This window comes from Stenotrophomonas sp. 01N47 (assembly GCF_056399165.1).
On sequence record NZ_JBFTQU010000001.1, the window covers coordinates 83,890 to 108,036 of the forward strand.

A 24,147-nucleotide genomic window follows, 5' to 3' on the forward strand; every position below is an offset into this window, starting at 1 on the left:
TCACCATTGACGTGGAAGGTGTATGCCGATGCGACGGTCGGCAAAGTAGCTGTAGTCAACGCGACACAGATGGCAGCGTGGAGCAGGCAGGGGCGGCGGAATCGAGGCGAAAAGGCAACGCTCTTCATTCTTTTGTTCCTGAAGGCTATGGGAAGGGTCAGGCGTGGTGGTGGATTTGCACAGCAACTGATTGCGCCTCCCCGCAGACGTCAGGGAGAAAATGCAAACGAAAATTCACACACCTATCCCCGGGACTCCTCGTCGGAAGCGACCGCCGCACGAGGCATGTAAAGAAGCGCTGTAAAATTGCATTTACGGATGCACAATGTGTGTTTAGTCACAGAGCTAGACCGGCGAATCAGTGCAACGCTAACGGGTCGGGGGGGGCTCCTCCCCCAGTCCAGCCCACACCCATCTGGACGCAGTCGCGCCCCGGACCATGTCCATGCGGTGATGAGCCGCCCGTGAAGCGGCGTGGGCAGCCTCGATGCAGCATTGACGGTCAACCAACTTGTCAGCTTGCAAGTGCCCTGCCCTGTTGGCATTAGGGAGGCGCGCGATTGCTGGATTGGGTTCTACCCACTCATCTCATAGGTTCTCAAGTTTGGCCCGGTCCCGCCCACCCACCGAGCAGCGGCCGTGGTCCAGCATCAGCGTACGTCCCGCGTTCTGGTTGCGCACGTTGCCCCGGGCCTCCCCGGCTACAACCGTTGTTGGGGTTGGTGTTAACTGCGGAGTTGACTGCGAAAATTTTGGTGCTGATGTTCTGGTGATGTCGCCAATTGAAGTCTGGCTTTGCGCCTGGCTCCGCTCACGGCTCAGCAAGAGCGCCGGCTGCGATGCTTCCGCGCTGGTACGCTTGATGCACGCGCCGTCACGCTAGTCCTGCTCAGATCCGTTACGGCCGGGCCGGACCAGACTCCTGCGCCACCGCCACCGCAGGCGCGCAGGCCACTACCAGCGTTGTCAACGTCCAGAAAGTCGTTGTGACCGCATCTTGCTCGGGTTGCGATTCTCCGCAGCTTGTGCGTCCCAGGCTGTCCGGCGGCCGCGTGTACTTGCTGTCAATGGATGTCAGTTGCCTCAGTTTGTCTGCATAGCAGGTCCATGGATGCAAAGCACAGGATCGGATGCACTGGGCACCGAAGGCACCGAAACTGAGCACCGCTGGCCGCTGCCTCCCCACCGAACATAAAGCTGCTCAACTTCGTCGGCTACACGTGCGTACAACTGTCCTCCCTGCCCGACTGCTCCCACTGCAACGCCTGCCCCATCTACTACGGTCGCTCCAAAAGGTACCGCCTGACCATCTTCTTGGTGCGTCTTGAACAAGACGGCACGTCCCATGTGCGTGTCGTAGTCGACCATCAGAATCGCGCCGGCTCGCGGGACAACCTGTTGGCTGGTCTCGCGCAGCTCCACGCTGAGTGGTGTACCCACAGGGTCAATCGCTACTTCATTCAGTTCATAGGGCCGTAAATAAGGAACCACCGCTTGTCCTCTCTGATCAAGGCGCAGTCCGGGATATCCGACGACCCTGGCACCTGCAGCGCCTGGGGCGCGAATCACTGCCATCGTTTCGCCCTTGAATGGGCTGAACGTCAAGCCGGAACGATGCGCGACAAGCGTTCCGCTGGCACCCAGCGAGGCGCTCCGATAGCTGCCTCCGCGCGATAGAGTTCCGCTCAGTGAAGCTGTAGCGCCAGTCCATTGACCATTTGCAGCGACGCTGTTCCCACCAGAAGCATCCCGCGCAAGCGACACGCCGTAGGCATACTCGCGATCAGAGCCAGCCGTTCCACTGATTGCCAGGCGGCCATCGCCGCCGGTCCGGGCGTCGTGGCCAAGCTGCGTCGTGAACTGCGGCGATGCCCCGCTGTATCGGGACCCCAGCGGCAGGCTCAGCGTCGCAAGGAAGCGCCTATCGGAGATGCCGTGGTCCGTTAGACTTCGTGACAAACTCAAGCCAAAACTCGCGTTCCCAATTTGTCGGCTGTAGGTAACTTGATATTGCAGTTCACGCCTCTTGCCCTGCCAGTAAGTTTGCCCGAAACCACTCAAGGCAATGTTGCCAAACCGGCCGAGTTGCTGATCGATATTGACCGCCAAACGGCTTTGCGGATTGGCAGATTCGAACGCGCGTCCACTGGCCTCCTGATGCAGCGCTGCCGTAGCAAGATCTAGATAGCCGCGCGTAGAGAATCGATACGCCGCCAGCGAAAAGTTGGTGCCCTGCGCAAGAAGCTGCTTGCTATACGACAGCCTTAAACTCTGCCCATCACGCCTCTTGTCGCCGACAACTGCAGTGGCATGGCTCAGATCGACGGCCATCGCGCCAATCGGCGTTGAAAATGCCATGCCCCCGATCAATGAAAGGTAATCTTCAGCCACCTGCAGGCCACCGTAGGTCGTAAGCCGATTGTTCAGGCCGTACTGCAGGGCACCCTGGAAGAACATCGGCAACTTATCCAAGTACGGACTTCTAAGCCTGCCAGCAGAGGCTGCATAGCGAGTTGTCCCGGGTCGCAGCAATTGGCTGACCGACGCGTAGGGAACAACGAATTTCTGTTGCGTACCATCATCTTCCACCACAGTGACGTCAAGGTTGCCGCCATAGCCTGTTGCGTACAGGTCATCGATAACGAATGCGCCCGGAGCTACCGTAGTCTCAAGCAGCAGGTTTCCAGCTTGGCGTATCTGCACGCGTGCCGTAGTGCGTGCGATTCCCCTAACTGTGGGTGCGTAACCACGCATCGAACTTGGCACCATCCTGTCGTCGCTGGCCAACTGAATTCCTTCGAACCGAAGTGTCTCGAAGATGTCGCCGTTGGTGCTCGTCTGGCCGACGGTCAGCTGGCTCGTCCATGACGTCAAATCGCGTTGAGCGTAGCTGTCCAGAGCGTCATACTTCGCCCTCGTCTGGTTATTCCAGCGCACCGAGCCGAGATGACGCAGGCGCCATGCTCCCGCGTTGAAACCACCATCCACCCAGAGAGACGCCGAATCGTGTCGGTTCCCGCGCGTCTGCACAGAGTGCGCACTGAAGCTGTAACCAAGCACTGCCGCCGTAACCCCTGCGTCCCATAGCTCAGGACTGACGTACCCTCGAGCCTGACGCCGCAGTGCTGCTTGGGGAATCGTCAGTTCCAACTGAAGATCTTCCAACGAGAATCTCGAAGTGGCGCCATGGACCAGCGAAGGCAGCTCAGTGCATTCACCGACATCCCGTGTTGCGTTCACATAGCTCGGATCTACCTCAAGCATCTCCAGCAGGCCGAGGGTTACGCAAATAGACGGGGCTCCGCCATCCTCTGCGCCAGCGATACGGACGTCCTGCCGCGTCCGCAAGGCACCGTTGAGCACCACGTCAGCGCGATAGGTCCCTGGAGGCACTGGATTGCCCTCGCGGTACTGGCTGAGATCCAAGTCGCGGGAATCCTCCGGTAGAAATGCAGGGTTAAACTGAACGCCTTTGGCATGTGCAGGCGTCATCTGCGTTGCCGAAGAGAGCAGCATGGCCTGTACAATCCGCACTGCCAACATGCGCTTGGGTAGAAGGCGAAATGGGCCGTGTTTGGTCACCGGCCTGTTGAGTGTGTCGTAGGAGTGGCAGAGCATGGCGCACCTCAGCGCTGCAAGCGCGCACGAACCTGCAGCAGCGCGCCGTGATCGTTGATCGCTGAGAAGACAACTTCGGTATTTTCAGGTAGCGGCAGTGCCAACTCCTTTACGAAGAAATGTTTGGTTTCTTTAGGGCCAACCATGCCGTCCTCGGAGGGAGCAAGCCTCTGTCCCGAACCAACGGTCAGACCCACAAACGAAACGTGGAAGGCCGTTGGATTGAATGCTTGCAGCACATGGCCCCTACCGTCTTCGGCAGCTGACAAGTGCCACTCGAGTTGCGACGTTGATTCTGTCGAGCTGCCCGGCAGCCCAGGTGGACGGAAGAAGATCTTTACTCTCGAACGGAACGCCATCTGCAACAGATTTGCTTCTGCCTCAGCCTGTGCCTCCGGCGGGATATCCAGAACATTGAGCCAGAACACCGACTCACGATCATCTGGAAGACTAGTTGCAGTGGCCATCAAGCGCAGTGACTGCCCCTTTCCTGGATCAATTCGGGTTACGGGTGGAGTCAGCAGGAAGGGCGCATCGGCGCTGGTCGGCGTTGAAGCAATGTCTCCACGGTCGACCCATGACTGGACCAATGCCGGACGCGCGCCGTTGTTGTTGAGTTTTACAGTAATTTCTGAAGCATCGGCTGGATAGATTAGGCGCGTCCCGGTAATGACAACCGAGGCCGCAGCCGTGCCGCATACAGAAAGCAACGTGGCGACCAGAAGCGCGCGGGCAAGAAAGTTCAGATGTGCCATGGGATTGAATGCGGCCCGGCCCCGTACGGAGACGGGATCGGGCCGCAGTGCCTTATTGATAGTTGATTGAGTAGGTCACAAAGCTGAGGACCGTGCCGGGTGTCGTCGCGCCCGTTGCGTAGTACTGCACTGCATACGGCAGGAGTGCACTGCCGTCAGTCTGCAGAGGAAGGCGGCTCGTGCTGGTGGTCTGTCCTGAATCACCTGCCTTGATGGCGTTGCCCGTGGTGGCATCGACCAGCTGCAACTGCACAGCAGTGGCGGTACCGGTGTTACGCAGATTGCCACTGAGTGGGTCGACCGAAGCACCGGCTTCAAAGAACGCGGCTGCGGTACCCGTCGCCGGATTGCAATTGCTCAGTGAAATATTGAAACCTGTCTGAGCGGCCACCTGACCAGCAGCCGACAGATTGCTGGTAGACACCTTGGGCAGCGTGACGGTGGCATCGGCCGGGCTTACTTGGCCATTTACCGTGATGGTGCAGGTCTGAGCAGTCAGCTCGCCGGTGAAGTTGATTCGTCCATCGGACGCGTAGGCAGCGGTGGACGCCGCCGAAAGGACGAGGAACGAGATAGCACGGGTGTTGCTCAACACGTTTTTTCTCCAGGTTGTAGGAACGGGTGCCGTAACGCGTGGCCATTGCGGACTTGCAAGCAGCGGGCAGCCTTACAGAGAGGGCGTGCCAGATGGCCCGCCAGTAGCTGAGTTGATGCATCGATTGAGGAAGAGGACCGTCATCTGCGTGCAGGGAGGGGGCCTGCTTCAAGATTTGACACTGGATGACCGACCGGTCCGAGGAAGACATTGATCCTGTACGGCGACGCATGGAATCTACGGAGGATCAGTTGTTCTCAATTGATCTCACGCTCATATCTTTCGTAGTATTTTCAATGAGATGAAATCAGAATGGCCGGGGCGGTCGCCGGTCTTGACAGCGTAGAATCAGCCGCCCTGGGTCTGTCAGAGCTCGTTCGGATATCGGAGCTGCTTCCGTCAATGGTGCTTGTAGCCACGTCCGCTTTGGAGTGCAGCGCAGGGCGGACGCCAGGCGAGCGGCGCGGCCTCAGCCAAGTTGACAGCGGTGGTGGCATGAACAGTCGCGTCGTTCATCACCTTCATCAGAACTGTATCTGAAGGAAGCGTTTCCATCGCGGAGTTCGCGATATCCGTGAAGGCTTGAGAAGAAATGAGTCCCCCCATATTTCAACGCGTCCGTGCGCAACCTAGACTACTGGTACATCCCGTGCTCTAGATGAGCTGCATATCGGGCGATGTGATCTACGGGCCCTATCGGAGCGGATCAGATTGAATTTTCCGCAACTATCTATGAAATGAAAATGTGCAGCCGTAATTGCGAATTTGGCTCCCAGGATGGAATTGCAAAAGTGTATGAAATCAACTAAAGACAGAAGAAGGACCACCTCCTCCCGAGCATGGGCCTGCCTCATAATCAGCGCATGCGCCGCCGCGTTCGCTCCAGGTAAAGCAGCGGCTCAGGGGATCCTCTGCAAGCCAGTGGGTACTGAGACTAGGCCCATGCCACTTCAAGCCGGAACGCTATCTGTGGGGCCAGATGTCGCTCTAGGCAGTGTTGTTTACAGGCAGCGCTTTGACCGGCAAGCAGGATCCTATGTCCATTGCACTGGGCACGCTGGACGGGTTGCGAACCGGACAACCAGGCGTGTTGAACTGGTGCACCCAATTTTCTATCCTGTTTATTCCTTCGATTACTCGTTGCCTCCGCTTCCGCTTAGCAATTGGAATCACGGTCCATATGCAGGAAAGGTGTATCTAACCAATGTTTCGGGCCTCGGTGTCGTTTATACAAGAGCAAACACTGGCTCGCCCTTTCCTCAGAGCTCTGTGGCAGGTGCGCAGCAGTGCGAAGTCACCGCCGATCAAAGACTACAGACGAGGGGGTGCGACGTTAGTTTTGAGAGCAACCTGTCCTTCGACTTGCTTTTGGTGAAGATTGGGGACGTGGTTCCTGGTCTGGTTAATGCGTCGTCGTTGCCGACTGCTGTGATCCGTGTGTCAGTAGGTGATCCAGGGTTGGATGTGTCGGTGGAGCCTGTAAGGCTTATGGTGCCGATTAGCGGCAGCATCTCTATGCTGTCCTCTACCTGCAGCACACCCGATGTCGTGGTGCCAATGGGAAGCCACGGCCTTGAAACGTTTACAGAAGCCCAAGCATCACCATGGAAGGAATTTTCGATTCGTCTGCTTGGCTGCCCCGGGTTTACCGGTAGCTTCACCCAGGCGGGTCCAGTGTGGACAGTTCAGGGTTTGGGATCCATCGGGCAGATCAATAATAAATTCCCAGGCAGCTTCTCCCGGAGCGGCACTACCCCGAGCACTATGTCCTTCCGAATAGATCCAGTCTCAACACCGATCGACTCGGCACGCGGCGTCCTGACTTTGGATCCCGTACGCAAGGGGGGTTCCGCCTCGGCTTCTGGAATTGGTATCCAAATATCAAATCACGCGGGTGCTCCATTACCTTTGGGTAAGGTCCACTCCAGCGGATTGAGCTTGAGGTCGAGTTCGCAGAACTATTCAATTCCTCTTCGTGCTCGGTATGTTCGTAGTAAGGGGGTGCTTGCGCCTGGTCCAGCTACGAGTTCTGCGACCTTCACGATCATTTATAATTGATCGTGAATCTGGCCCCGGCCTGGAGTCGTCGTCAATGTACGTTGCTTCGGATAGTATACTTTGCACGTGAACGGTGTCTTGTGCGTACATTATTGCGAATTGCCCGAATGCTTGGCGTCCTTCGTAGCGGGTGTGGCGCAGTAGCTCGAACGCCGGAAGAGCTTTGCGAAAATTATTAGCAACAATTGATTGGATTGATCAGGCGGAGCCAGCGATGAAGCTGGTTCCGCCTATTGCCATTGCTCTGGACGAGATCGTTGATTGAATCAGGCGGCCGTCAACGCGTCGTGTACGCGTCAGGGTCTTAGGGGCGCAGCCGCATCAGTCGCCCGTGACGTTCTGGCCTTTTGGGTTATGAATCATTGATCCGCATCGCGCTCAAGTTACGCTCGTGACTCGAGTCCCGTTGTACGATGGCTCCAGTTATCGTCCGTGCTGCGGGATATGTTCTTGCGCCAAGTGGCTGGGTAGCCCATTCACTCGGGTCCACATTCGACTGATTCTTCATGGCTTTTTGGACAATGTATGGCGTGGCGAGCCTCGCTCTGGTGTTCTGCGAGCCCGGCTAATGAGCGCAGCTCGTCGGTGCTGACTGGCAGAGCCAAATGCACCGAAACGATTCGGAGTTCAACGATATCGCGCTCTCCGTACCAGACCATACAAACGCGTCATTGCCTCCGGCGGAGCTATCCATGCCCGACCGTTGCTGTCATGCATTGGTCGCCGTAGATGCGCCCTTTGTAGTGGCCACCGATCAACGCAATCGTGTCATTGCCTTTGCCCAGGTACGAATCCCCGATGACCGTACCAGCATTGTTTACGTGGAACTTGCCGCACACCGGGTTTCCATCGAATGGATTCATCTACTCCTGCCGTCTGATCGCAACACCAGAGAGGGTTCCATCGACGTAGGCGCCGAAACCGATATCCAGACGCGTGCTCAATTTAGTAACAATGGCGGAATCGCTTCCTCCGACAGCCGCGCCTTCAAGCAGTATCCGGGTCATCCCGTTCTTGCCCGCGCTAACCCGACTTCGCCGCCTTCGATCATGCCTCCCAGCTGATTGAGGTTGAGATAGGAGACCATGCGGTCAATTTCGAGAAGCAGGTCGCCCTGGCCGCCATGGGTGGCTTTCATTGCGTCGGCGATGTCGGTGCTGGTCTGGATGATGCCGGTCCCAGCTTGGCGGATTCGCACGTCATCGCTGTTGGACTTGGTTGTGATCAGAACGGTGCTGGCAGTGTCTGCGCTTATGCGCCCCGCTGAGTCGATGTCCAGATCGCCATGCGAAGAAACGTGGCTGAAAGACCGCCCGTACCTCGTTCGATTGCCCCGGCCGGATGCGAAATCCTCATCTCACCCGAGTTGGCGCCGGCAGAAATCTGGCCAGCCCATCCGGTCGGACTGGCAGCTGCTCCGGACAATGACAGATCAGTGTCTCCCCTTCCTGCAGGCAAACCATACAGGCCATGGTTGCCGCCGGATATAAGTGTCCCTGGATTCTGGGTGACGTGCAGGCCGCCGTGATTGGGCAGCATGTTCAACATCAATCCATGTCCATTGGGATGAAGTGTGTTGCTGTTCCTGCGCAGGTAAGTCGCGTTGGTCACCACGTTGTGGTTGGGATGGTCAGGACGAGAGGACAGCGTAAGGCTTCGATTGTCTACCTGGCTGCCGGAACACAGATAGGTCTCGTCCCGCAGGATGCAGGATGCCTGTGCGGCACCCTCCCCCTAGAAGAAAGACAGCCAGGAACGATGAAGATTGCCGCCGTGCGGATGGCTGTCCGCTGCATTGTCAGCGTCCGATTGCTGTCAAGTTGCGGGATAGGTGAAAATTCCTCCGTTCAGTTCTTCTTTTCCGGATTTCGTCATGGACCCGGTAAGCCTGCGATCGCACCCATGCGGGAGAGATGCTCCAACATGGCATCGGCAGCCATCGGTGGGCAGACGAAATCCCCTTGCGCCAGGTCCAACCCCAGTTCCTGCGAAGTGTGAAATTCGCGCCCGGTGTCTACGTTCATGCCTACCACGCGCAGTCGGCGCCCGAGCGCGGCTTTCAGCAAGGGCGCCAGCGTGGCGGTCGGGCGAGCGCCGCGGCCCGTCGGACCAAACGGGGCAAGCTTTATTTCCTGAATGGGTAGCGATTGCAGCCACGAAGGTTCGACGCTGCCTAGATTGAGAACCGCAAGCGACAACTCCGCACCCAGTGCAGACAGCCCCGACAGCTGGCGGAGGCTCCTTGCGCCGTCGGGCAGTTCTGGAGCGCTCAACACAAGAGTGAGCTGACTGGGGCTCAGTCGCTGTTCGACGAGAATTCGTTGCAGTCCACTGCGGTAAGGCAGATATTGCAGTTGTCTCAGCGACGTACCGACAGACAGGCCCCAGTTCGCCCCCTGCGCGCGCCACCGGGCGATCTGCAGGCTTGCTGTGTCCAATACCCAGAAGCCAAGGTGATGGGTCAGGTCGGAGGCCTCCACCAAGGCGAGGAAATCCTGTGGCGACTCCCATCCCAGGTCTGGATGCCGCCAGCGCAGCACGGCTTCCATACTGGAAACCGCGCCGCCCACCAAGTCGATGATCGGCTGATAGTGCAACTGCAACTGCCCTTCATCGATGCAGCGACGCAGATCGCCGCGCGTGATCAATCCGAAGGGTTCAGCAGATATCAAGCAGGACATTGGAATGTCTCCCCATACTCACCAACTGAAGCCGACGCCGACCGATGCGCCGCTTATTGTTCGAATCCAGCCAATAGCCGCTCCTGGCTGAGGCTCAATCGTTTCTTTTCCCGGAAATGAGAAAAGAGAGGCGACCGCAGCCCCCTTCTGGTGCAGCGGTGATGCCTGGAGGCGAGCCCAAACCGGCTATACAGTGGAGCTTTGGCGATCCAGCGCCTCCAACGCCAACCGGCCCATCGGGGTGAGCGCCACCGCCCACCCGGAAAAGCGATTGCCATCGATATCGCGCAGAACCCCAACGTCGAGCCAGCCACGTCGGCGCAGTTGCTGGAACTCATTGCGGATGTCGCGGGAGGAATGTCGATTCAGAACGATTTCGGCGACCCTCACCCCCGGCCGGGCGATCCGGAATCGTCGCAGCAGGAGGTGGCATAGCGGCAACGGCGTGGCCGGCTGGCCACGCCCATCCACACGCTCATCCATACGCCACCTCACCGAGCCATGGTCCTGTGGTCCCGCCGCCGTTGTGCCTGGCGCCGAAACGGCTCAGAAAGAGTTCGCCACTGATCGGCGGTGCGTGCAGGAACCCTTGGGTCTGACCGCAGCCCAGTCGCCGCAGGATCGACAGCTGCTCCGTGCGCTCCACACCCTCAGCCACCACCCGCACCTCCAGAATGGTGGCTATGGCCACGATGGCAGCAATGATCGACGGGTCGATTTCGTTCCGGTCTGCTTCGTTGACAAATGCGCGATCGATCTTCAGCTCGTGCACGGGCAGGTGCTTGAGCCGCGCCAGACTGGAGAAGCCGGTACCGAAATCATCCAGGGATATCTGGATGCCCGCCGCCGCCAACCTCAGTAGCTGAGCCTTGGCTGCATCCCCGTCCTCAATGAAATGTGATTCTGTGATCTCGAGGGTCAACTGGTTGTTGGGGATTCCGTACCAGGCCGCACATTCCAAGACGCGTTGGGAGAATCGCTCGCAGCGCAGCTGCAGGGGTGAGATGTTCACTGCCACCGACCACCGGTCATTACCGCTTTCGCGCCACCGCCGAAGCTGTCGGCAGGCTGCCTGCAGCACCCATAGCCCCAGACGATCGATCAGGCCTGATTGCTCCGCCAGCTGAATGAAATCGGTTGGTGAAACCAGGCCAAGACGTGGATGCGCCCACCGCGCCAGGGCCTCGGCGCCCACCACGCGGCCGCTTCCGCAATCCACCTTGGGTTGATACAGCAGATGCAGCTGGCCATTCTCCAGAGCCCGCAGCAGGTCTTCGGGTGCCGGCCGTGTGCCAGCGGATATTGCATCGGAGAGGTTGGGCATGGTTGCGGCTCCATCGGGGAGCGGCGATGTTGAGCAACGATGCGCCAGCAAGGCTTCTGGCACCGCCTCAATCGATGTCAATTCATCTCATCTCACGGGGCGGGATCGTCTATCGCATCCTTTCACCGGCGCAGCGGCCGTTCTGCCAGAGCTTGGGGGGCGTCGCGTGCGACGCGGGAAAGGCCGCGCCTTCAGGTATTGCCTTGCCATTGCGGACTACGCTGGGCTGCACCTCATCCATCGAGGGGTCGCAGATCGGCGCGACCTCTCGCGGACGCTTTGTCCCGGCCAGGGGCAGGGCGTTTGTGTGCGCCAGGGGCGGAAGGATCATCCCGGGTGGCAGCTTGGCCAGGGGCGGACTCAGTGCTGCCGGGATGGGAGGAAGTGCCGGTGTTGACCCATTCACTGCGGGGCGCGGCAGGTCGCTAGGCGACTGTAGTGTCACCGGCCAGCCAGGCAGCCAGAACGATGCAGCCAATGCCAGGGCAACGGGACCTATCAGAGGGTTCATGCCGAAATCCTTCGCACGCGCGAATGGGAGACGAGGGTCGGCAGCATTGCCGCCCTACCCGCCCCCGGCTTCTAACGGCGTCTCAATTATTCTCTACTGAACCTACCTTTGGCTGGCCATCGGCGTTGGCAGGCGGTCACGATTGACGCCTTCATTGTCCATCAGCCACGCCATTGAAGCGCCCGGCAGGGCGCGACGGCCAGCCTCTAGGCTGGTGCCAACCGCACCAAATGATCGACGGTCCGACGCCGACATCAGGCTTGCCACTTGCTGCTGGGTACGGACATCGCCTTCGCGGCCCGCTTGGGCGTACAGCTGCTTGGCCTGGGAGAGGGCCTCGGCCGGCCGGGCATGGCGCTGGTCATCAGCGATCTGCAGCAGCTTCAATCGCTGTCGCAGTTCACGCTCACCTTCGGGAAGCATGTCGCGAGCGCGGCTGGCCTGCTGACGGCTGGCGGCCCAATCACCCTGGCGAGCGTCCAGTTCGGCCTGCAACACGGCCAGCCATGCCCGATGGAGTAATGGGAGTTCCTTGCCTGCCTCGGCCGCCTGGACTACGGACACCATCCGCGTCGCAGTTTCGATGTCACCCATGCGCAGGCCGATCATCGCCACTCGTAGACGGGCGACGTCCAGGAGTTGACGCCCAAGCACGTGCGGTGCTGCATCTCCGTTGTCGACGAGTGCCTTGGCCATCTGATACTGGGTCCGCGCTGCCTCGGTATCGTTCAAGAGAAGCGCAACTTCCGCTTTCGACCAAGCGGTAGTGAAACGGGAAGGGGCATCGTCAGCGCGACCACACTCTGAAGAGAGCTGTGAGGTATCCCTCGTGCCCAGCAGGGTATTCACCCGAAGCCCCTGGCACGCTGCCTCGACGCGCTCGCTGTTGCTGTGTTCGCCGGCAGCAGGCGATGCCTGCAGTGCCAAATCGCTGGCCCGGGCGGCATCGCGCAGATGACCCTGCACTTCAAAGATCCGCGACAGCATCAGGTTGACTCGGATGCCTGGGGTACCTTCCAGCCCGAGTGCCTGCATCTGAGTGGCCCGTGCCTGCGCTTGGGACAGCCGCAGCTCGACAAAATCTTCCAGCGCCAGTTCTGCCTCGATCTCACCTTGCATGTTCAGGTTTCCCAGTGATCTGGCCGACTGAAGCGCTTCGCGCAGCCAATGCAGACGGCCATCAGGAGTGGGACTGAGATTGGCCAGTGTGACCTGTATGTCTGCGGCCAGCGCTAGGTCTCCAGCGCGCAAGGCGCGCTGCAGGGCAGAATTGACCAGGCCGCTGTCGTGTGCCACTTGACCGACATGCACGATTGCGAGCACCTCTGCGTACTCCGCCCTGTGCTGCAGGCCTGCATCCCGCAGCAGTTGCGCAGCCTGACGATACGCCTGCCCACCCTGCGCTGGATCGGCGGTGGCCTTCGCGCGTGCCTCCAGCAGCGCAGCTTCGGATGCTTGGGTGCGCATGCTCGGGCCTGCGGTCTCGGCGATCCGCCGCGCGGTCCGTGCGGCTTCCTGTGACAGTTTGATATCCCCCAGTCCGTAGTAGGCGTCGCTGTAGGCCAGGGCGCGTTCGTAGCGCACATGAATCGGGGGATCTTCGGTCTTCGCTGTCTGTTCAAGGTGGCCGATGGCCTTGCGGTACTGGCCGGTAGTGATGAGCAGACGGACATAGCGTCGCTGATAGGAGGCCTGCGCCGGATGCGCTGTCACCAGGGCTCGCATGGCCTTTTCAGCTTCACGAGCACGGCGCGGATCCACCTCCAGTTGCAACGCCTGCAAAGATAGCCGCCCCGCCTCGGGCAGTGGCGTCAGCAGCGTGCCGGCAATCTCCATATGCCTGACAGCGTCCAGGTTTTCACCCAGGTTCGATTGGGCGATGGCCAGCTGCATATGCATCAGCCCGAAGCGCGGTGCGCGGGTCAGCACATCCTTCGCGCCCTCCTGCACGGCGCGCCAGTCGCCGCGCTCGTAGTTGGCAGAGACGGCCGCATAGTGCTGGGCCGCGTCACTATCCACTTCCAGTGCAGGCCAATGATCGCTTTGCCCAGGCACCAGATCGCTCACCAGCTGGCGCGACAGCGTGTCGATGGCCGCAGGAACCCCGGCAGTGTCCACCGTCTTCTCAAAAACGTGGTCGCGGCCATCCTGCTGGATACGCGCGCGTAGGGTCAACTGCCCTGCTGCGCCGCTCCGCACGGCGCTGAGCAGCACCACTCTGGGCGCGACGACGTCCTTTCCGGAGGCCAGATCTTCGCTGCTCAGCAGGCGCACCTGGGGCAGCTGCTCAAGCTTCCAGCCGCTCCACTGCCGGAGCAGCTCTGATGCCCAGGGCACGTCGGCATCGGAGCGGGTCTGCACCTGCATCAGGGCCACCGCCACCGGAGCACCAACGGGGGTCCAAATCGCCCAAACCGCCACGACGATAGCTGCCAACACCAGTGCAGCCCCAGCCAGCATCGGAAGGCCCCGGCGCCGTTGTTCCGGTGCGGCATCGGGAATGGGCGGCGCAGCCGGCAGCGGATCAGGGACACGTGGAGAGGCCTCTTCGGGGGAGACAACTTCGCTGACAGCATCCGCCGCTTGCGTGGCGTCATTGTTCTTGTCAATGTCAGATTGCGGGTCGCCAGTCGCCGGCTGCGCGTAGGCGTTGGCGGAGGGCATCGCTTCCAGCCATTGGACCGGGCCAGGGGGATGGAACACATAGCCGCGCTTGGCGATGGTGCGTATCCACTCACGGCGCGCTTCTCCCAGCGCCTTCCTCAGCAGCCAGATGCTCTGAGACAGATTGGAATCGTCCACCACCAGGCCGGCCCAGAGCCGATCGAACAGCTCCTGCCGGGTGAACAATTTGTCTGGCTCGGAAATCAGCAGCAACAGCAGGTCGAAGATCCGCTGTTGCAACTCCACGCTCCCATCGGCCGAGACAAGGCGGCGATAGCGAAGGTCGATCAGCAGATCGCCAATCTGCAGGGCATGCGCCCCCGTTGGCCAGGGAAGCGTCACCGGCAACCTTCAGAGCGTGTGGCAGGAGTTGGGGAGAGCTCTACAGTCAAACAAAATTCTCCCGAGGAATCAGCGATGCGCATTGGTCAACGGCAAGCCATAAGACGTGAGGATGATTGTGCATGGTGACCTAGCCCCAAGCGGGTCTGGGAGGTAACCGTGCACTTGCCGGGAGTCTGGGCGGCCCGCATTGACTACAGCTGGGCGGGCAACGGACGCAGTGTAGGCGGGCAGATGCAGTTGCACTTTACCAAAATCTCAACTTGGCTTAAATTAAATCTATTCCTTCACAAGTCATTGATTTTATTACCCTTCGAAGATCTTGCCGCCCCGATTGATTGATGGAGGGCGTGGTGTGCGGTAAGGAACTGGCCGGCAAATGCGCTCCGGCTACGTGGAGGCACTCGATTTGGAGGCCGCGCGATTCTGGGTACTACGCGAAGGGGTGCCCTATCACCCGCCGCCGCGGGTGTAATCGTGCAGCGACGGGCAAGCGTGGCCGGGCTTGGAGGGGGGGGGCACAGACTCAGGTCTGAGTTCGTGACTGAGGCCAGCCCCCCAAGGAATAGCACTGCGGGCTATTGGGCGTGCGTCGCCTCTGGCTGAGCGGCATGACTGCCGACTCATGCGTGCTGGCTACGGCACGCGACGCCAATGCGCGTGAGTACGAGGTTCCTGTCGCACGCGAGGCAACTGGGGGACAACCCGCGCGGAAGCGTTGGGCATTGCAGACACTGTCAGAATCAAATGCGGCAAGCGTGGCGAGTGTCGCATCTCTCCTTCGCAACGGCTGATCATCTGCGGCCGCGCCGCTGCGCGTCTGGCACTCGACTTCGACGCTTGTCCTGGACGATGCCTTGGTCCACTCCGACAAGGATCGCCTCGACCGGCTTAAGCGCGTGTTGTACGACGCATCCCAGCGCCATCAGGTGCTGATGATGACCTGCCATCCGGACCGCTGGCGCGACCTGGGTGCGCCAGTCCGCGATCTTGCTGATGCTCTCCAACCTGCCACGTGATGGCTTTTGACAATCCTGGACAGGCGGGCAATGCAAGGGCTGGGGTTCGGTCCCGTCTCGCCGATGATCGTGTTAAGGGCTTGGACTTCCCTACCCCAGATAAATCTTCCAAATCCCCGCCCCGCAAGCTTCTGCGCTATGCCGCAAGCTGAGAACGAACGACGTCTGAACTACGCTACTGAGAACCGGCGTCGGCTTTGGTAAAGCGTCCGGTGGCGTTCTCGACATTGCGTTGGACTAACCATTGCTGAGCAAGGGTGACGAAATCCGGCTAAGAAATGTCGTCAGCTTCGAGCTCAGCTTCGCCTCAGAGCTCTGGCAACAACGCATAGAAATCATTGAACGCATTCTGTATGCGCACATGGCCAGGGATGTTTTTCCTGTTCGATTGCTGGAGAAGCCAGCCCCTGACGATTCTGATCGTTCTTGAAACCGATCCCGCGTGCGCCTTCAGGTCTTGCCCGGCGATATCAGATAAACACTTCTGGGACGTGTAGGCTGTCCGTTCCATGATCAGCATGGGACGCTGTGCGTAGTGTGCGCGAGCGATCTTCTTGCAACCAACGACCATGCCTAGCTCAAATGGCATATTGAACCTTGGCAGTTGGTTTGTTTGGTCTAGTTCAACGGCGGAAAGGTCATGAATGCTATAGGCCGACTCGGTGATCAGCCGCGCGATCTTGTCGAGACGAACATCACCCGCATCACCCGCCTCCATAGCGGCTCTCGGTCGAAAGCCGCAGGAGAGTACAGTGAAGATGATTGAATGGAATAGCTGCTTGTAGTCGGCAGTAAAAGGACAATTAATGAAAACCGAGTCTTTCCCCAGGCTCGAATGCAGGAAAGCGACAACTGCCGCCGCCAGTGCAGCTACCGAAGAACCCTCTCACCTTCTGACAGGATCGGGGCGCCTTCAATGGCCGCCTTGAACTCGGCGAGGCCCTTCTGCACCGTCTTGCCGGATTTCTTGTAGAGGCGGCCTGTTGGCGGTCCCGGCGCGCCACCGTCGCCCCCAATCACCGCCCTCGCCCGTTCCCGGCCCCGTCCGGGCCCCGTACAGCCGTCGTGGTCTGTGCAGTCGCCATCACCATCGGTTGTAGCGACAACTGCTCGCTTACAAGCATCAAGCCGGGCGCCATCAAGAACGGTTGGCGCGGGCGCGCGAGCACGCCGCCGTCACCGTGGCCGCGGGGGCCAGGAAGCGCGTCGTCAAAAAGACATTGATCCCATGAACAGAGCGCGGTGTGGATCTACATTGGCCGAACTGCTGGGCGTGCTGGCCAGCGCTGTCGGCGGCCTTGCTTGTCATCTATCCGCTGCCCTTCCAGCGAAAAATGAGCTTGATTTTCAGAACAGCACTGCTAGCTGCTACTACTAGCCTCCCAGCTTCCCGGTCACGGAGTAGAGAGGCTCCAACAGCCATTCGTAGAGCTTGCGACGCTCGCCCATGATATCGGCTTCAAGCTGCATGCCTGGGCGGAGTGCTTCCGTCTTCCCGTATGCCAGCACTCCCTGTTGGTCCAACGAGACCAGGACTCGATACAGGGACTGCTTTGAATCGCCGTCCTTCTGGGATCCCGTCAACGCGCTGCGAGAGACGCGGATGACCGTTCCTTCGTGTGCTCCAAACTTCTGATAGGGATAGGCCTGGTAGCGCAGGAGAACTCGGTCGCCCGACTTAACGAAACCAATGGCCGAACTGGGCACCAGCAGTTGTGCTCGGAGCTCGGAGCCCTTGGGAAGCAGGCTGAGAATGGGCTGCCCCGGTTGCACCGCTTGACCGGCCTCAACGAGTCGATTTGCCACCAGTCCACTTACCGGTGCGCGAAGGAGTAGCTCTCCATCGGCCTCCATCCGGACGGTCTCCTGACTTAACGTTGCCAGATCACGTTCAGAGGCTGCCTTGGCGGAGAGCCTCTGATGGGGAATTTCTGCAAGCCGCTGATCCAGTTCAGCCAGGCTCCGCCGAATCGTGGTCGCTTGGCGTTGAAGGGCTTGTTGCGCGTTGACCGCCTCGAGCATCGATTGCTCTTGTTGGTTGATCTGAACCAGGCTTACGTAGCCCTCATCCTCAACGCTCCGATAACGGGCGAGGGTCACGCGGCCAATTCTCACCTGCTCGCCGCGGGTGTGGATCTCTGCCTCGATCTGCGAAAGCTCGCGCAGCATCGCAGTGCGTTGGGCCTTTGCACCCTCCTGCTGTGCTGTGAGCTGCCTGTCCTGAAACTCGCTCATCGCCTCCACACTGGTCATACGAGAGCGTTGTGCTTCAAGCAACGTGGACACGGCGTCCTGTCCTGAGGAGGTTACCCGCGGCACGTTGACTGTCACCAGCCCATCCTGGCGCTGGACGTGATCCCCTTCCTCAACATCCAGTCTCGCAACCACGCCTGCCGACGGAGCGACCACGGTGGAGAGCCCGAGATCGGGCACAAGCTCACCCAAAACCCTCGATCTGCGTGAATACTCACCAAGGCAAAGAAAGCCGACAATGACCACGCCAGCCACCGCCGCGAACAGCGCCAGAATCCAGAAACGGGGCGGTTGCGCCAGGGATATTCCACCTAGCCAGCTTCGTCGCTGGGCATCGATGGCTTCCTGACGGAAGAGGCCGCTCATGCGGAGACCTCCTCGACGCCACCCCGTGCAGCCTTCACGGAGCTTGACGCGTTCTGCGTCAGAACGCGTGCCACTGCACCTGCGTGCATGATCAGCACCCGGTCGGCGCTGGCGATGGTCTCAGGGCGATGGGCGATGATTACCCGGGTCAGCTCGAGTCGCCGGACGGCTTCATTCACTAGCCGTTCCCGCTCAACATCCAGATGGCTGGTTGCCTCGTCCAGGAAAAGCAACCGGGGCTTGCGATACAGGGCGCGAGCGAGGATCACCCGCTGTTTCTGCCCTCCGGAAAGAGTCGTCCCCATGTCGCCGATCAAGCTGTTGTAGCCCATGGGCATCGCTGCGATGTCGTCATGCACAGCCGCCAACTCTGCGGCCTCACGCACCCCGGCCTCATCATGGTGATCGTCCTCGAAGGCGATGTTCTCGCTGACACTGCCCGCGAAGAGCTGGTCATCTTGCATCACCGCTCCGATCATACGGCGGTAATCGCTTACGCTGACCTTTGAGAGAGGCACGCCTCCGATGCGAATCTCACCTTCGGTCGGCTGGAGAAGGCCAAGGAGTATCTTGACCAGTGTGGTCTTTCCGCAGCCAGACGGGCCGATGATGGCCACTGATTCACCAGGGTCAACCACAAAGCTGCAGTTCCTCAACACCCACGGTTCTCCGGAGGCATAGCTGAAGCCAAGCCCTTCCACCTCAATGCGTAGTCCGTCCGGTTGCAGGTCACTCGCGTTGGAAGTGAGGTTCTCTGGTTCGGCAAGAACAATGTCGGAGAGCCGTTCGCCGTGCAGGCGGAGCATGCGGAACTCCACCCACTTGTCGATCAAGGCTCCCACCCGCTGTGAAAACTGATCCTTATAGGCGAGGTAGGCAATCAGCATGCCGACGGAGAACACGTTCTCCATCGCCAGTAGTGCACCCAGCCAAATCACCGCAATGCGTTCCAAGCCGAGCAGCAACTGACTGGCCCCGGCGAAGCTCAGCTCAAACTTTGCCAGCCAAACGTCGTGATTGACCGTCTCGTTCATGAGGTTTGAGTAGCCGGCTTGGCGAACCGGCTCCCGGCCGGCAACTTTCACCGACTGAACTCCGCGAATGGACTCAAGCAGATGGCTCTCCTGTCGTGCCCCTGCGATCAACTGCTTCTCTGTGCCGCGCCGGAGGGGCGCGAAGGCACAGGCACGCGCGATTGCATACAGAGCAACCGCAAGCAGCGTGACTAGCGCAAGCTTCCAGCTGTAGATCAGCATCATTCCCAGCGTCACCACTGCCATGAGGCCATCAATGAGCGCCTCTACGAAGCTGGTCGTCAACGTTTGCTGGATGGCTTGGACGCTTCCCATGCGCGAGGTGACATCGCCTAATTGACGCTTCTCAAAGAAATCCAGGGGCAAACGCAACAGGTGCCGGAAGACGTTGCCGGTCCATTGCAGGTTGAGCCGGTTTGACAGATAGATGACCGCTCGACCTCGGATCTGCCCGATGCAGACTTGCAGCAGCAGCGCCAGGGCAAATCCAGTGCCCAGCACAGTCAGCAAGTCTCTGTCATGGGCAATGAGCGCTTGGTCCACGGTCCATTGCATGAAGAATGGTGCCATCAGGACGAACACCTGAAGAGCAACGGACAAGAGCAGCAGCAGGCCAAGAGCCTGCCAGAGCCCATCGATCTTTCCCGTCAGCTGTGCAAGCGAGACGGCCGGGGGGCGGGGGATCGCCCGAAACTCGGCAGCTGGGTGCAACTCCAGAGCGATTCCAGTGAAGTGCCTTGAGACTTCCTCCAAGGAAAGCCTGCGCTTGCCAAAGGCCGGATCCAGAACGGTAACGCCATTGTCATGGCTCTTCTTGATCACGACGAAGTGATTGAGGTCCCAGTGCGCGATGCAGGGCAGTTGAAGTTGGCTCAGATGCTCCAAGTCCAGGCGTAGCGGGCGGCAACGAAAGCCGAGCGCCCCCCCAATTTCAATGACTTGAGCAAGCGTCGCGCCTTTAAGCGAAAGGGCATGGCGGCGGCGGAGTTCTCGGAGTCCAATGTTGTTGCCATGATGCGACGCAACCATGGCCAAGCATGCAAGACCGCATTCTGCTGCCTCGGACTGAATCACAACGTTAATTAGCTGAGCCCTCAAAAATGCGATCTTGGGAATGGCAAGGGAGGCAAAGGAGGCGCAATAGAAATTTGCTAGAAGAATCGCCAATTGGGCAGAAGTATGGGCGGAACTTGTTTGCTCCCGTTATCCCATGCGCTAGTGATGCTCCACTTCCATACGCACCAATTGCGCCCCTACTGTTACGGTGGCGGACCCAAAGCCGACTGAATAAATTCCCGAAGCGTCGGATACAGAAGAACCCAATGCAGAATAGAAAAATTGACGATGCCGTGAATTATTGATCGCTGTATTGAATTGAGATTGAATAATTGCGCTCCAACGCAAAGGACTACCGAGAGCAGGAAGGCCGATACCACCCCGTCGACATGAACCGCTGCAAATAGCGCGCTTACGCCTATAGTGGCAACCAGCCTCCCAAAGTAATGAGAGGCTCCATCCAAAAGGAGATGCCTCACAACTTTCTCCTCAAATAGTGGCGTGACGATACAGCTTGTCACTAGACCGAGGACATAGAACCTCAAAGGCACGTCCGATAGGGGCATGAAGTTGGTTTCGTGCCTCCCGGGGAATCCAATAAAAAACACCCAAATTGCCCCGCCCAACAGCCCAACAGCTACCAGGCCAACCCCCAAAAGGAATGTCCATTTTCTCCGAGGCTCATCGGTGAATAACCAAACGCAAGCAAGGAAGGCGAGCAATTCGGTCATTGCTTTTGATCCGAATACGTCGAAAGAGTTTAGAATTCCTTGCGATGCACCGACGCCAACTATTGCGATTGCCGCTACGAATACTTTGTTCTCTGCGATGGGGCGAGGCTTCCAGAGCGCCATTCTATTGATCACAAATTCCGTTCTCCTTTGCCTAGGCCCAAGCCGGGGCCTGGGCCTAGGTTGTTACCTTACTTCATCATGATGTGCTTCCAGATCATGCCTCCAGCGCCGATTCCACTGAATGGCGCGATTCTTCCATAGCGATACGCCATCTCCCCGAGGTCGCCAAAATTCCCTCGCACGTGACTGCCGCTACTCTGGCCAATCTGGAATTGAACACCACCCGAACCACCCGAAATTTCTGCAACTTCAGTTTCGTTTAACTCACGCATTTACAGGCTCCATTTTCGAGTTATTTTGGGATAGCCAACAAGGTTGACGGCGATGCACCAAGCTGGCGCTTTCATTCAAGACTGTGACGGCCCTTCTATGCAACGCAACTCAAGCCACTTGTTATGTTATGTCGTAACATGCAATACTGCCGAGTTAGTGACAGCCGAGCCCCCTTCTGACCATGGCACTCTCAATGCAATTGCGACTTCGCTGCAGTAAAGGCTATGGAGGTTTGAGACAAGGTCTGTTCCGAGGAGATAGGCCACATCCTCTGGATCACCCTGCACCTTCGAGGGGCTGAACTGCAGCTTTTCGGATCGAGTGGAAAAGCGGACACCCCAACTGCACTCCTCCACCTACGCCGGCCCCGCGTCCAGGTAAAGCAGTCTATCGGGGCCTTGATCCGCCGGGCATTTACCGTGACGGAGGCGTCGGAAAGAGAAGCCTGGGTTTTGCGAAAAGCAGCAGCCTGCACACGGGTGGGAGTGGGGGCAGACAAGCGCCCTACCCTCGATAACGAGCGTTTATCGCTGTTCCCCGAACTGAGGTGCACTGCAACTCCCAGCTTGACGCCTACGGAAACCCAGCCCTATTTCGCAGCAGGGACAGGCATCACACCCTTTCGCGCAATCTCCAACCTTCCAACATCGCCAACAGGCACGAGCACAGCAGCCTTCCGCGCCGGGTCCCACAGCGCATAGCTATCACCAAGCCGACCAATCAGGCTAAGGCCGCCCTGTACCTTTCCATCAACAGTCACAGCCGTCACGTGCTTGCCGCCCCCAGAGGAAATCGTCCCGGCACGCTCAGAACCAAGCATGCTCGACACTATCGAAACGTAGACCAGCATCACCAATGCATAGATCAGCCAAGGAGAATCCTTCACCGTCGCGGGCACCACCGGCGAAAGCTGCACGATCAGCGCACAGATGATCGTCAGAAGAAGCCCTATCAGAAGAGGCCACGAGTTCGACCACCAGAGCAGCAGCCCCAGGCCAGTGAAGAAAAGTATCGGAAACAGCCATGCGAACAGCTTGCTTTTGGCGCTGCCGCTCGTCACCTTCGTCTCCACCCAGCCGCCAAACAGCAAGGCCACCAGCAAGAGAAACAACACCATGCCGATGCCGGCCAGGCCAGCCAGGGCCAGTTCGCTCACGGCAACAAACTGAAAGGGATCAAGGCCAAAGTGGCCCCAGTACGCCTTCAGATAGAGCGCGCCTTGAATCAGGCCAAACGTGACGACAGCCGAACCCCAGCCAGCCACGTCGGCCATCGTTAGTGCTTTCTGCGTACTTTCCATGTACTCCCCCTTTCAAGCGCCCCTGACGCATCCCGGATATTGCCATGGCGTGGAGCGCGGCGTCAGCCACACAGCGCACTCTGATTGCCGCGAACCAGGGCTCCCCTGAAGGGGCATCGAGGGTTCGCCCCGTCCATCCATTTGTCGCGTCTGCCCTACTCCCGGTCAGAGCATGTCGGTGCCGGCACGAAGTATGCGGGCCAACCGCCACCGTCGGCAGCCCTTGCAGGGCAAGCGTCTAACATCCTTCCCCGGCATACAACGATTCTGAAAACGTCGAAAACGGTGACGGCATTGCCCTTACTGTATTGGCATCGCGCGCAACCGGGCGTATTCCTTGCCATGCCACCGAAAACGGGTGGTCGGGCTTCGAAACCCCGGTTGTGTGGTTGATGTTTACGCTTGCCAGCCGGCACCACCACCGCGTGGTGCCGGCTGGCAATCCGTCTGCCGGCTATGGCGGACGGTGCGTGGGGGCCTCGCGCCCGCCCGGTTAACCACACACGGGGTTTCGAACCACGCATCGTCCGCCACCTTCATCGGTGGCGGCTTCTGCCTGCACGCAAGGAGCCCTGCCATGACCACGCCCTACTCCCCTGCCCCACAGCCCATCCACGAGGCGCCCTCGGCCGGGCCTACCGTGGATCCCAACACCTTCATCGCGCTGCTGCACAGCATCGGCTCGGGCGTGGCCGCCAACGGCCAGCCCTGGCCAGAGCGGCATCAGCTGCGTGGCCGGCAGATGGCGCTGGCCGATGCCGACTGCTCGCTGACGGGCCTGCGCGTGGTGCTGGAAGTGCTGCTGGCGGCAGAACGCACCCGCCAGAACGGCGAGCCGGAGCAGTACGTTGGCGACCGGGTGATGGAAGGGCTGATCATGGCCGGCCTTGGGCTGGCAGCCCACGCAAGCGAACGGCTGCAGCCGGCAGAGTGAAGGATCACTTCGGTGGGGCCTGAAATGAAGGTGCGCCATGGGGTGATGTGGATGCTCTTTCTGGCGCTGGTCGTTGCCGTACAGATGCACTCGCCAGAGCCTGTTGAGCCGGAAGTACTCGCTTACCGTGATGTACCCGATGAGACATTCTGGACGCTGCGTCGCCATGCATATCGATTCGCAGAGGCGCGGGCGCGGGAGGGCTTCGAGTTCCTGGAGGGGGCGCCCGCTTCGGCTTCCTTCCAGATCCTGTGCAAGGGTGTGCCGGTGCTGCACGTGGAGAGGCAGCCGCCCCTTCTGCTGATCCGGGTTGCGCTGGGTACCGAGCAACGGGCGCCTGCGATCTACCCCCTGCAAGCCACGCTGCAGTGGTCACTGGTGCCGTTGACCTATCTGGAGCAGGTCCTGTCTGGCGTGCAGCAACCTACGCTGCAGGATCGACTGCTACTGACGCTTGCTGGCGATGTGCCTGAGGATGAGCGGTGTGGCGTGCGGCAGTAGCAGTACACC

The 24,147-nt window shown here is 59.6% G+C and carries 19 protein-coding genes; 6 read left to right on the forward strand and 13 right to left on the reverse strand.

Features of this window, described 5'->3' with window-relative positions; all coding sequences use genetic code 11:
• Positions 1-1,083 precede the first annotated feature (1,083 nt).
• The 3 genes from AC1DKR_RS00385 to AC1DKR_RS00395 all read right to left on the reverse strand — a co-directional run bounded on the left by AC1DKR_RS00385 (position 1,084) and on the right by AC1DKR_RS00395 (position 4,968).
• Positions 1,084-3,516, reverse strand: coding sequence for a fimbria/pilus outer membrane usher protein (locus tag AC1DKR_RS00385; RefSeq protein ID WP_478030276.1), 2,433 nt, complete (start codon positions 3,514-3,516; stop codon positions 1,084-1,086).
• 110 nt (positions 3,517-3,626) lie between these two features.
• Positions 3,627-4,373: a fimbrial biogenesis chaperone gene (locus AC1DKR_RS00390; protein WP_478030278.1), complete on the reverse strand. Its 747-nt coding sequence runs from the start codon at positions 4,371-4,373 to the stop codon at positions 3,627-3,629.
• A 52-nt stretch (positions 4,374-4,425) separates the two neighbouring features.
• Entirely contained in the window at positions 4,426-4,968 is a 543-nt protein-coding gene (locus AC1DKR_RS00395; protein ID WP_478030281.1) for a fimbrial protein, read from the reverse strand.
• 1,515 nt (positions 4,969-6,483) lie between these two features.
• Here AC1DKR_RS00395 and AC1DKR_RS00400 point away from each other — a divergent pair.
• A complete protein-coding gene (locus tag AC1DKR_RS00400) occupies positions 6,484-7,026 on the forward strand; it encodes a fimbrial protein (RefSeq protein WP_478031182.1) in 543 nt (180 codons plus the stop codon).
• Between the two features lie 692 nt (positions 7,027-7,718).
• The gene (locus tag AC1DKR_RS00405; RefSeq protein WP_478030284.1) at positions 7,719-8,090 is read left to right on the forward strand and encodes a hypothetical protein; all 372 of its coding nucleotides are present in this window, start codon (positions 7,719-7,721) and stop codon (positions 8,088-8,090) included.
• A gap of 807 nt (positions 8,091-8,897) precedes the next feature.
• On the opposite strand, the gene AC1DKR_RS00410 is transcribed toward AC1DKR_RS00405, so the two are convergent.
• From AC1DKR_RS00410 to AC1DKR_RS00425, 4 genes are all read right to left on the reverse strand, one after another.
• Positions 8,898-9,707: an EAL domain-containing protein gene (locus AC1DKR_RS00410; RefSeq protein WP_478030286.1), complete on the reverse strand. Its 810-nt coding sequence runs from the start codon at positions 9,705-9,707 to the stop codon at positions 8,898-8,900.
• 186 nt (positions 9,708-9,893) lie between these two features.
• Positions 9,894-10,190 (reverse strand): hypothetical protein, encoded by a 297-nt coding sequence (locus AC1DKR_RS00415; RefSeq protein ID WP_478030289.1) that lies wholly within the window; start codon positions 10,188-10,190, stop codon positions 9,894-9,896.
• Positions 10,183-11,031, reverse strand: coding sequence for an EAL domain-containing protein (locus tag AC1DKR_RS00420; protein WP_478030291.1), 849 nt, complete (start codon positions 11,029-11,031; stop codon positions 10,183-10,185). Before AC1DKR_RS00420 ends, AC1DKR_RS00415 begins: the two co-directional genes overlap by 8 nt.
• Positions 11,032-11,644: 613 nt before the next feature.
• Positions 11,645-14,548 (reverse strand): winged helix-turn-helix domain-containing protein, encoded by a 2,904-nt coding sequence (locus AC1DKR_RS00425; protein WP_478030294.1) that lies wholly within the window; start codon positions 14,546-14,548, stop codon positions 11,645-11,647.
• A 587-nt stretch (positions 14,549-15,135) separates the two neighbouring features.
• Between AC1DKR_RS00425 and AC1DKR_RS00430 the strand changes: the two genes are divergently transcribed.
• Together AC1DKR_RS00430 and AC1DKR_RS00435 are read left to right on the forward strand one after the other, a co-directional pair.
• Positions 15,136-15,342, forward strand: coding sequence for an isochorismatase family protein (locus AC1DKR_RS00430; protein WP_478030298.1), 207 nt, complete (start codon positions 15,136-15,138; stop codon positions 15,340-15,342).
• A 63-nt stretch (positions 15,343-15,405) separates the two neighbouring features.
• On the forward strand, positions 15,406-15,567 hold the full coding sequence (locus AC1DKR_RS00435) for a hypothetical protein (protein WP_478030300.1): 162 nt from the start codon (positions 15,406-15,408) through the stop codon (positions 15,565-15,567).
• 307 nt (positions 15,568-15,874) lie between these two features.
• On the opposite strand, the gene AC1DKR_RS00440 is transcribed toward AC1DKR_RS00435, so the two are convergent.
• From AC1DKR_RS00440 to AC1DKR_RS00465, 6 genes are all read right to left on the reverse strand, one after another.
• Positions 15,875-16,285, reverse strand: a complete 411-nt coding sequence (locus tag AC1DKR_RS00440) for a hypothetical protein (protein WP_478030303.1) — start codon at positions 16,283-16,285, stop codon at positions 15,875-15,877.
• A 656-nt stretch (positions 16,286-16,941) separates the two neighbouring features.
• Complete coding sequence (locus AC1DKR_RS00445; RefSeq protein ID WP_478030305.1) at positions 16,942-18,186, reverse strand: HlyD family secretion protein; 1,245 nt, start codon at positions 18,184-18,186, stop codon at positions 16,942-16,944.
• Positions 18,183-20,303: a peptidase domain-containing ABC transporter gene (locus AC1DKR_RS00450; protein ID WP_478031184.1), complete on the reverse strand. Its 2,121-nt coding sequence runs from the start codon at positions 20,301-20,303 to the stop codon at positions 18,183-18,185. Before AC1DKR_RS00450 ends, AC1DKR_RS00445 begins: the two co-directional genes overlap by 4 nt.
• A 176-nt stretch (positions 20,304-20,479) precedes the next feature.
• Positions 20,480-21,007, reverse strand: coding sequence for a CPBP family glutamic-type intramembrane protease (locus AC1DKR_RS00455; RefSeq protein WP_478030307.1), 528 nt, complete (start codon positions 21,005-21,007; stop codon positions 20,480-20,482).
• A gap of 191 nt (positions 21,008-21,198) precedes the next feature.
• Entirely contained in the window at positions 21,199-21,402 is a 204-nt protein-coding gene (locus AC1DKR_RS00460) for a hypothetical protein (RefSeq protein ID WP_478030310.1), read from the reverse strand.
• 590 nt (positions 21,403-21,992) lie between these two features.
• Complete coding sequence (locus AC1DKR_RS00465; RefSeq protein ID WP_478030312.1) at positions 21,993-22,703, reverse strand: hypothetical protein; 711 nt, start codon at positions 22,701-22,703, stop codon at positions 21,993-21,995.
• Between the two features lie 577 nt (positions 22,704-23,280).
• Between AC1DKR_RS00465 and AC1DKR_RS00470 the strand changes: the two genes are divergently transcribed.
• Positions 23,281-23,637, forward strand: a complete 357-nt coding sequence (locus AC1DKR_RS00470) for a hypothetical protein (RefSeq protein WP_478030314.1) — start codon at positions 23,281-23,283, stop codon at positions 23,635-23,637.
• 24 nt (positions 23,638-23,661) lie between these two features.
• Positions 23,662-24,138 (forward strand): hypothetical protein, encoded by a 477-nt coding sequence (locus AC1DKR_RS00475; protein ID WP_478030316.1) that lies wholly within the window; start codon positions 23,662-23,664, stop codon positions 24,136-24,138.
• Positions 24,139-24,147 lie beyond the last annotated feature (9 nt).

Coding starts and splice junctions, on each gene's coding strand:
- AC1DKR_RS00400 (WP_478031182.1), top strand. CDS start 6,484: ATGCTGTCCTCTACCTGCAGCACACCCGATGTCGTGGTGCCAATGGGA.
- AC1DKR_RS00415 (WP_478030289.1), bottom strand. CDS start 10,190: ATGGATGAGCGTGTGGATGGGCGTGGCCAGCCGGCCACGCCGTTGCCG.
- AC1DKR_RS00460 (WP_478030310.1), bottom strand. CDS start 21,402: ATGCGTGAGTTAAACGAAACTGAAGTTGCAGAAATTTCGGGTGGTTCG.
- AC1DKR_RS00465 (WP_478030312.1), bottom strand. CDS start 22,703: ATGGAAAGTACGCAGAAAGCACTAACGATGGCCGACGTGGCTGGCTGG.
- AC1DKR_RS00455 (WP_478030307.1), bottom strand. CDS start 21,007: ATGACCGAATTGCTCGCCTTCCTTGCTTGCGTTTGGTTATTCACCGAT.
- AC1DKR_RS00440 (WP_478030303.1), bottom strand. CDS start 16,285: ATGGAGGCGGGTGATGCGGGTGATGTTCGTCTCGACAAGATCGCGCGG.
- AC1DKR_RS00390 (WP_478030278.1), bottom strand. CDS start 4,373: ATGGCACATCTGAACTTTCTTGCCCGCGCGCTTCTGGTCGCCACGTTG.
- AC1DKR_RS00475 (WP_478030316.1), top strand. CDS start 23,662: ATGAAGGTGCGCCATGGGGTGATGTGGATGCTCTTTCTGGCGCTGGTC.
- AC1DKR_RS00410 (WP_478030286.1), bottom strand. CDS start 9,707: ATGTCCTGCTTGATATCTGCTGAACCCTTCGGATTGATCACGCGCGGC.
- AC1DKR_RS00445 (WP_478030305.1), bottom strand. CDS start 18,186: ATGAGCGGCCTCTTCCGTCAGGAAGCCATCGATGCCCAGCGACGAAGC.
- AC1DKR_RS00470 (WP_478030314.1), top strand. CDS start 23,281: ATGACCACGCCCTACTCCCCTGCCCCACAGCCCATCCACGAGGCGCCC.
- AC1DKR_RS00385 (WP_478030276.1), bottom strand. CDS start 3,516: ATGCTGCTCTCTTCGGCAACGCAGATGACGCCTGCACATGCCAAAGGC.
- AC1DKR_RS00420 (WP_478030291.1), bottom strand. CDS start 11,031: ATGCCCAACCTCTCCGATGCAATATCCGCTGGCACACGGCCGGCACCC.
- AC1DKR_RS00405 (WP_478030284.1), top strand. CDS start 7,719: ATGCCCGACCGTTGCTGTCATGCATTGGTCGCCGTAGATGCGCCCTTT.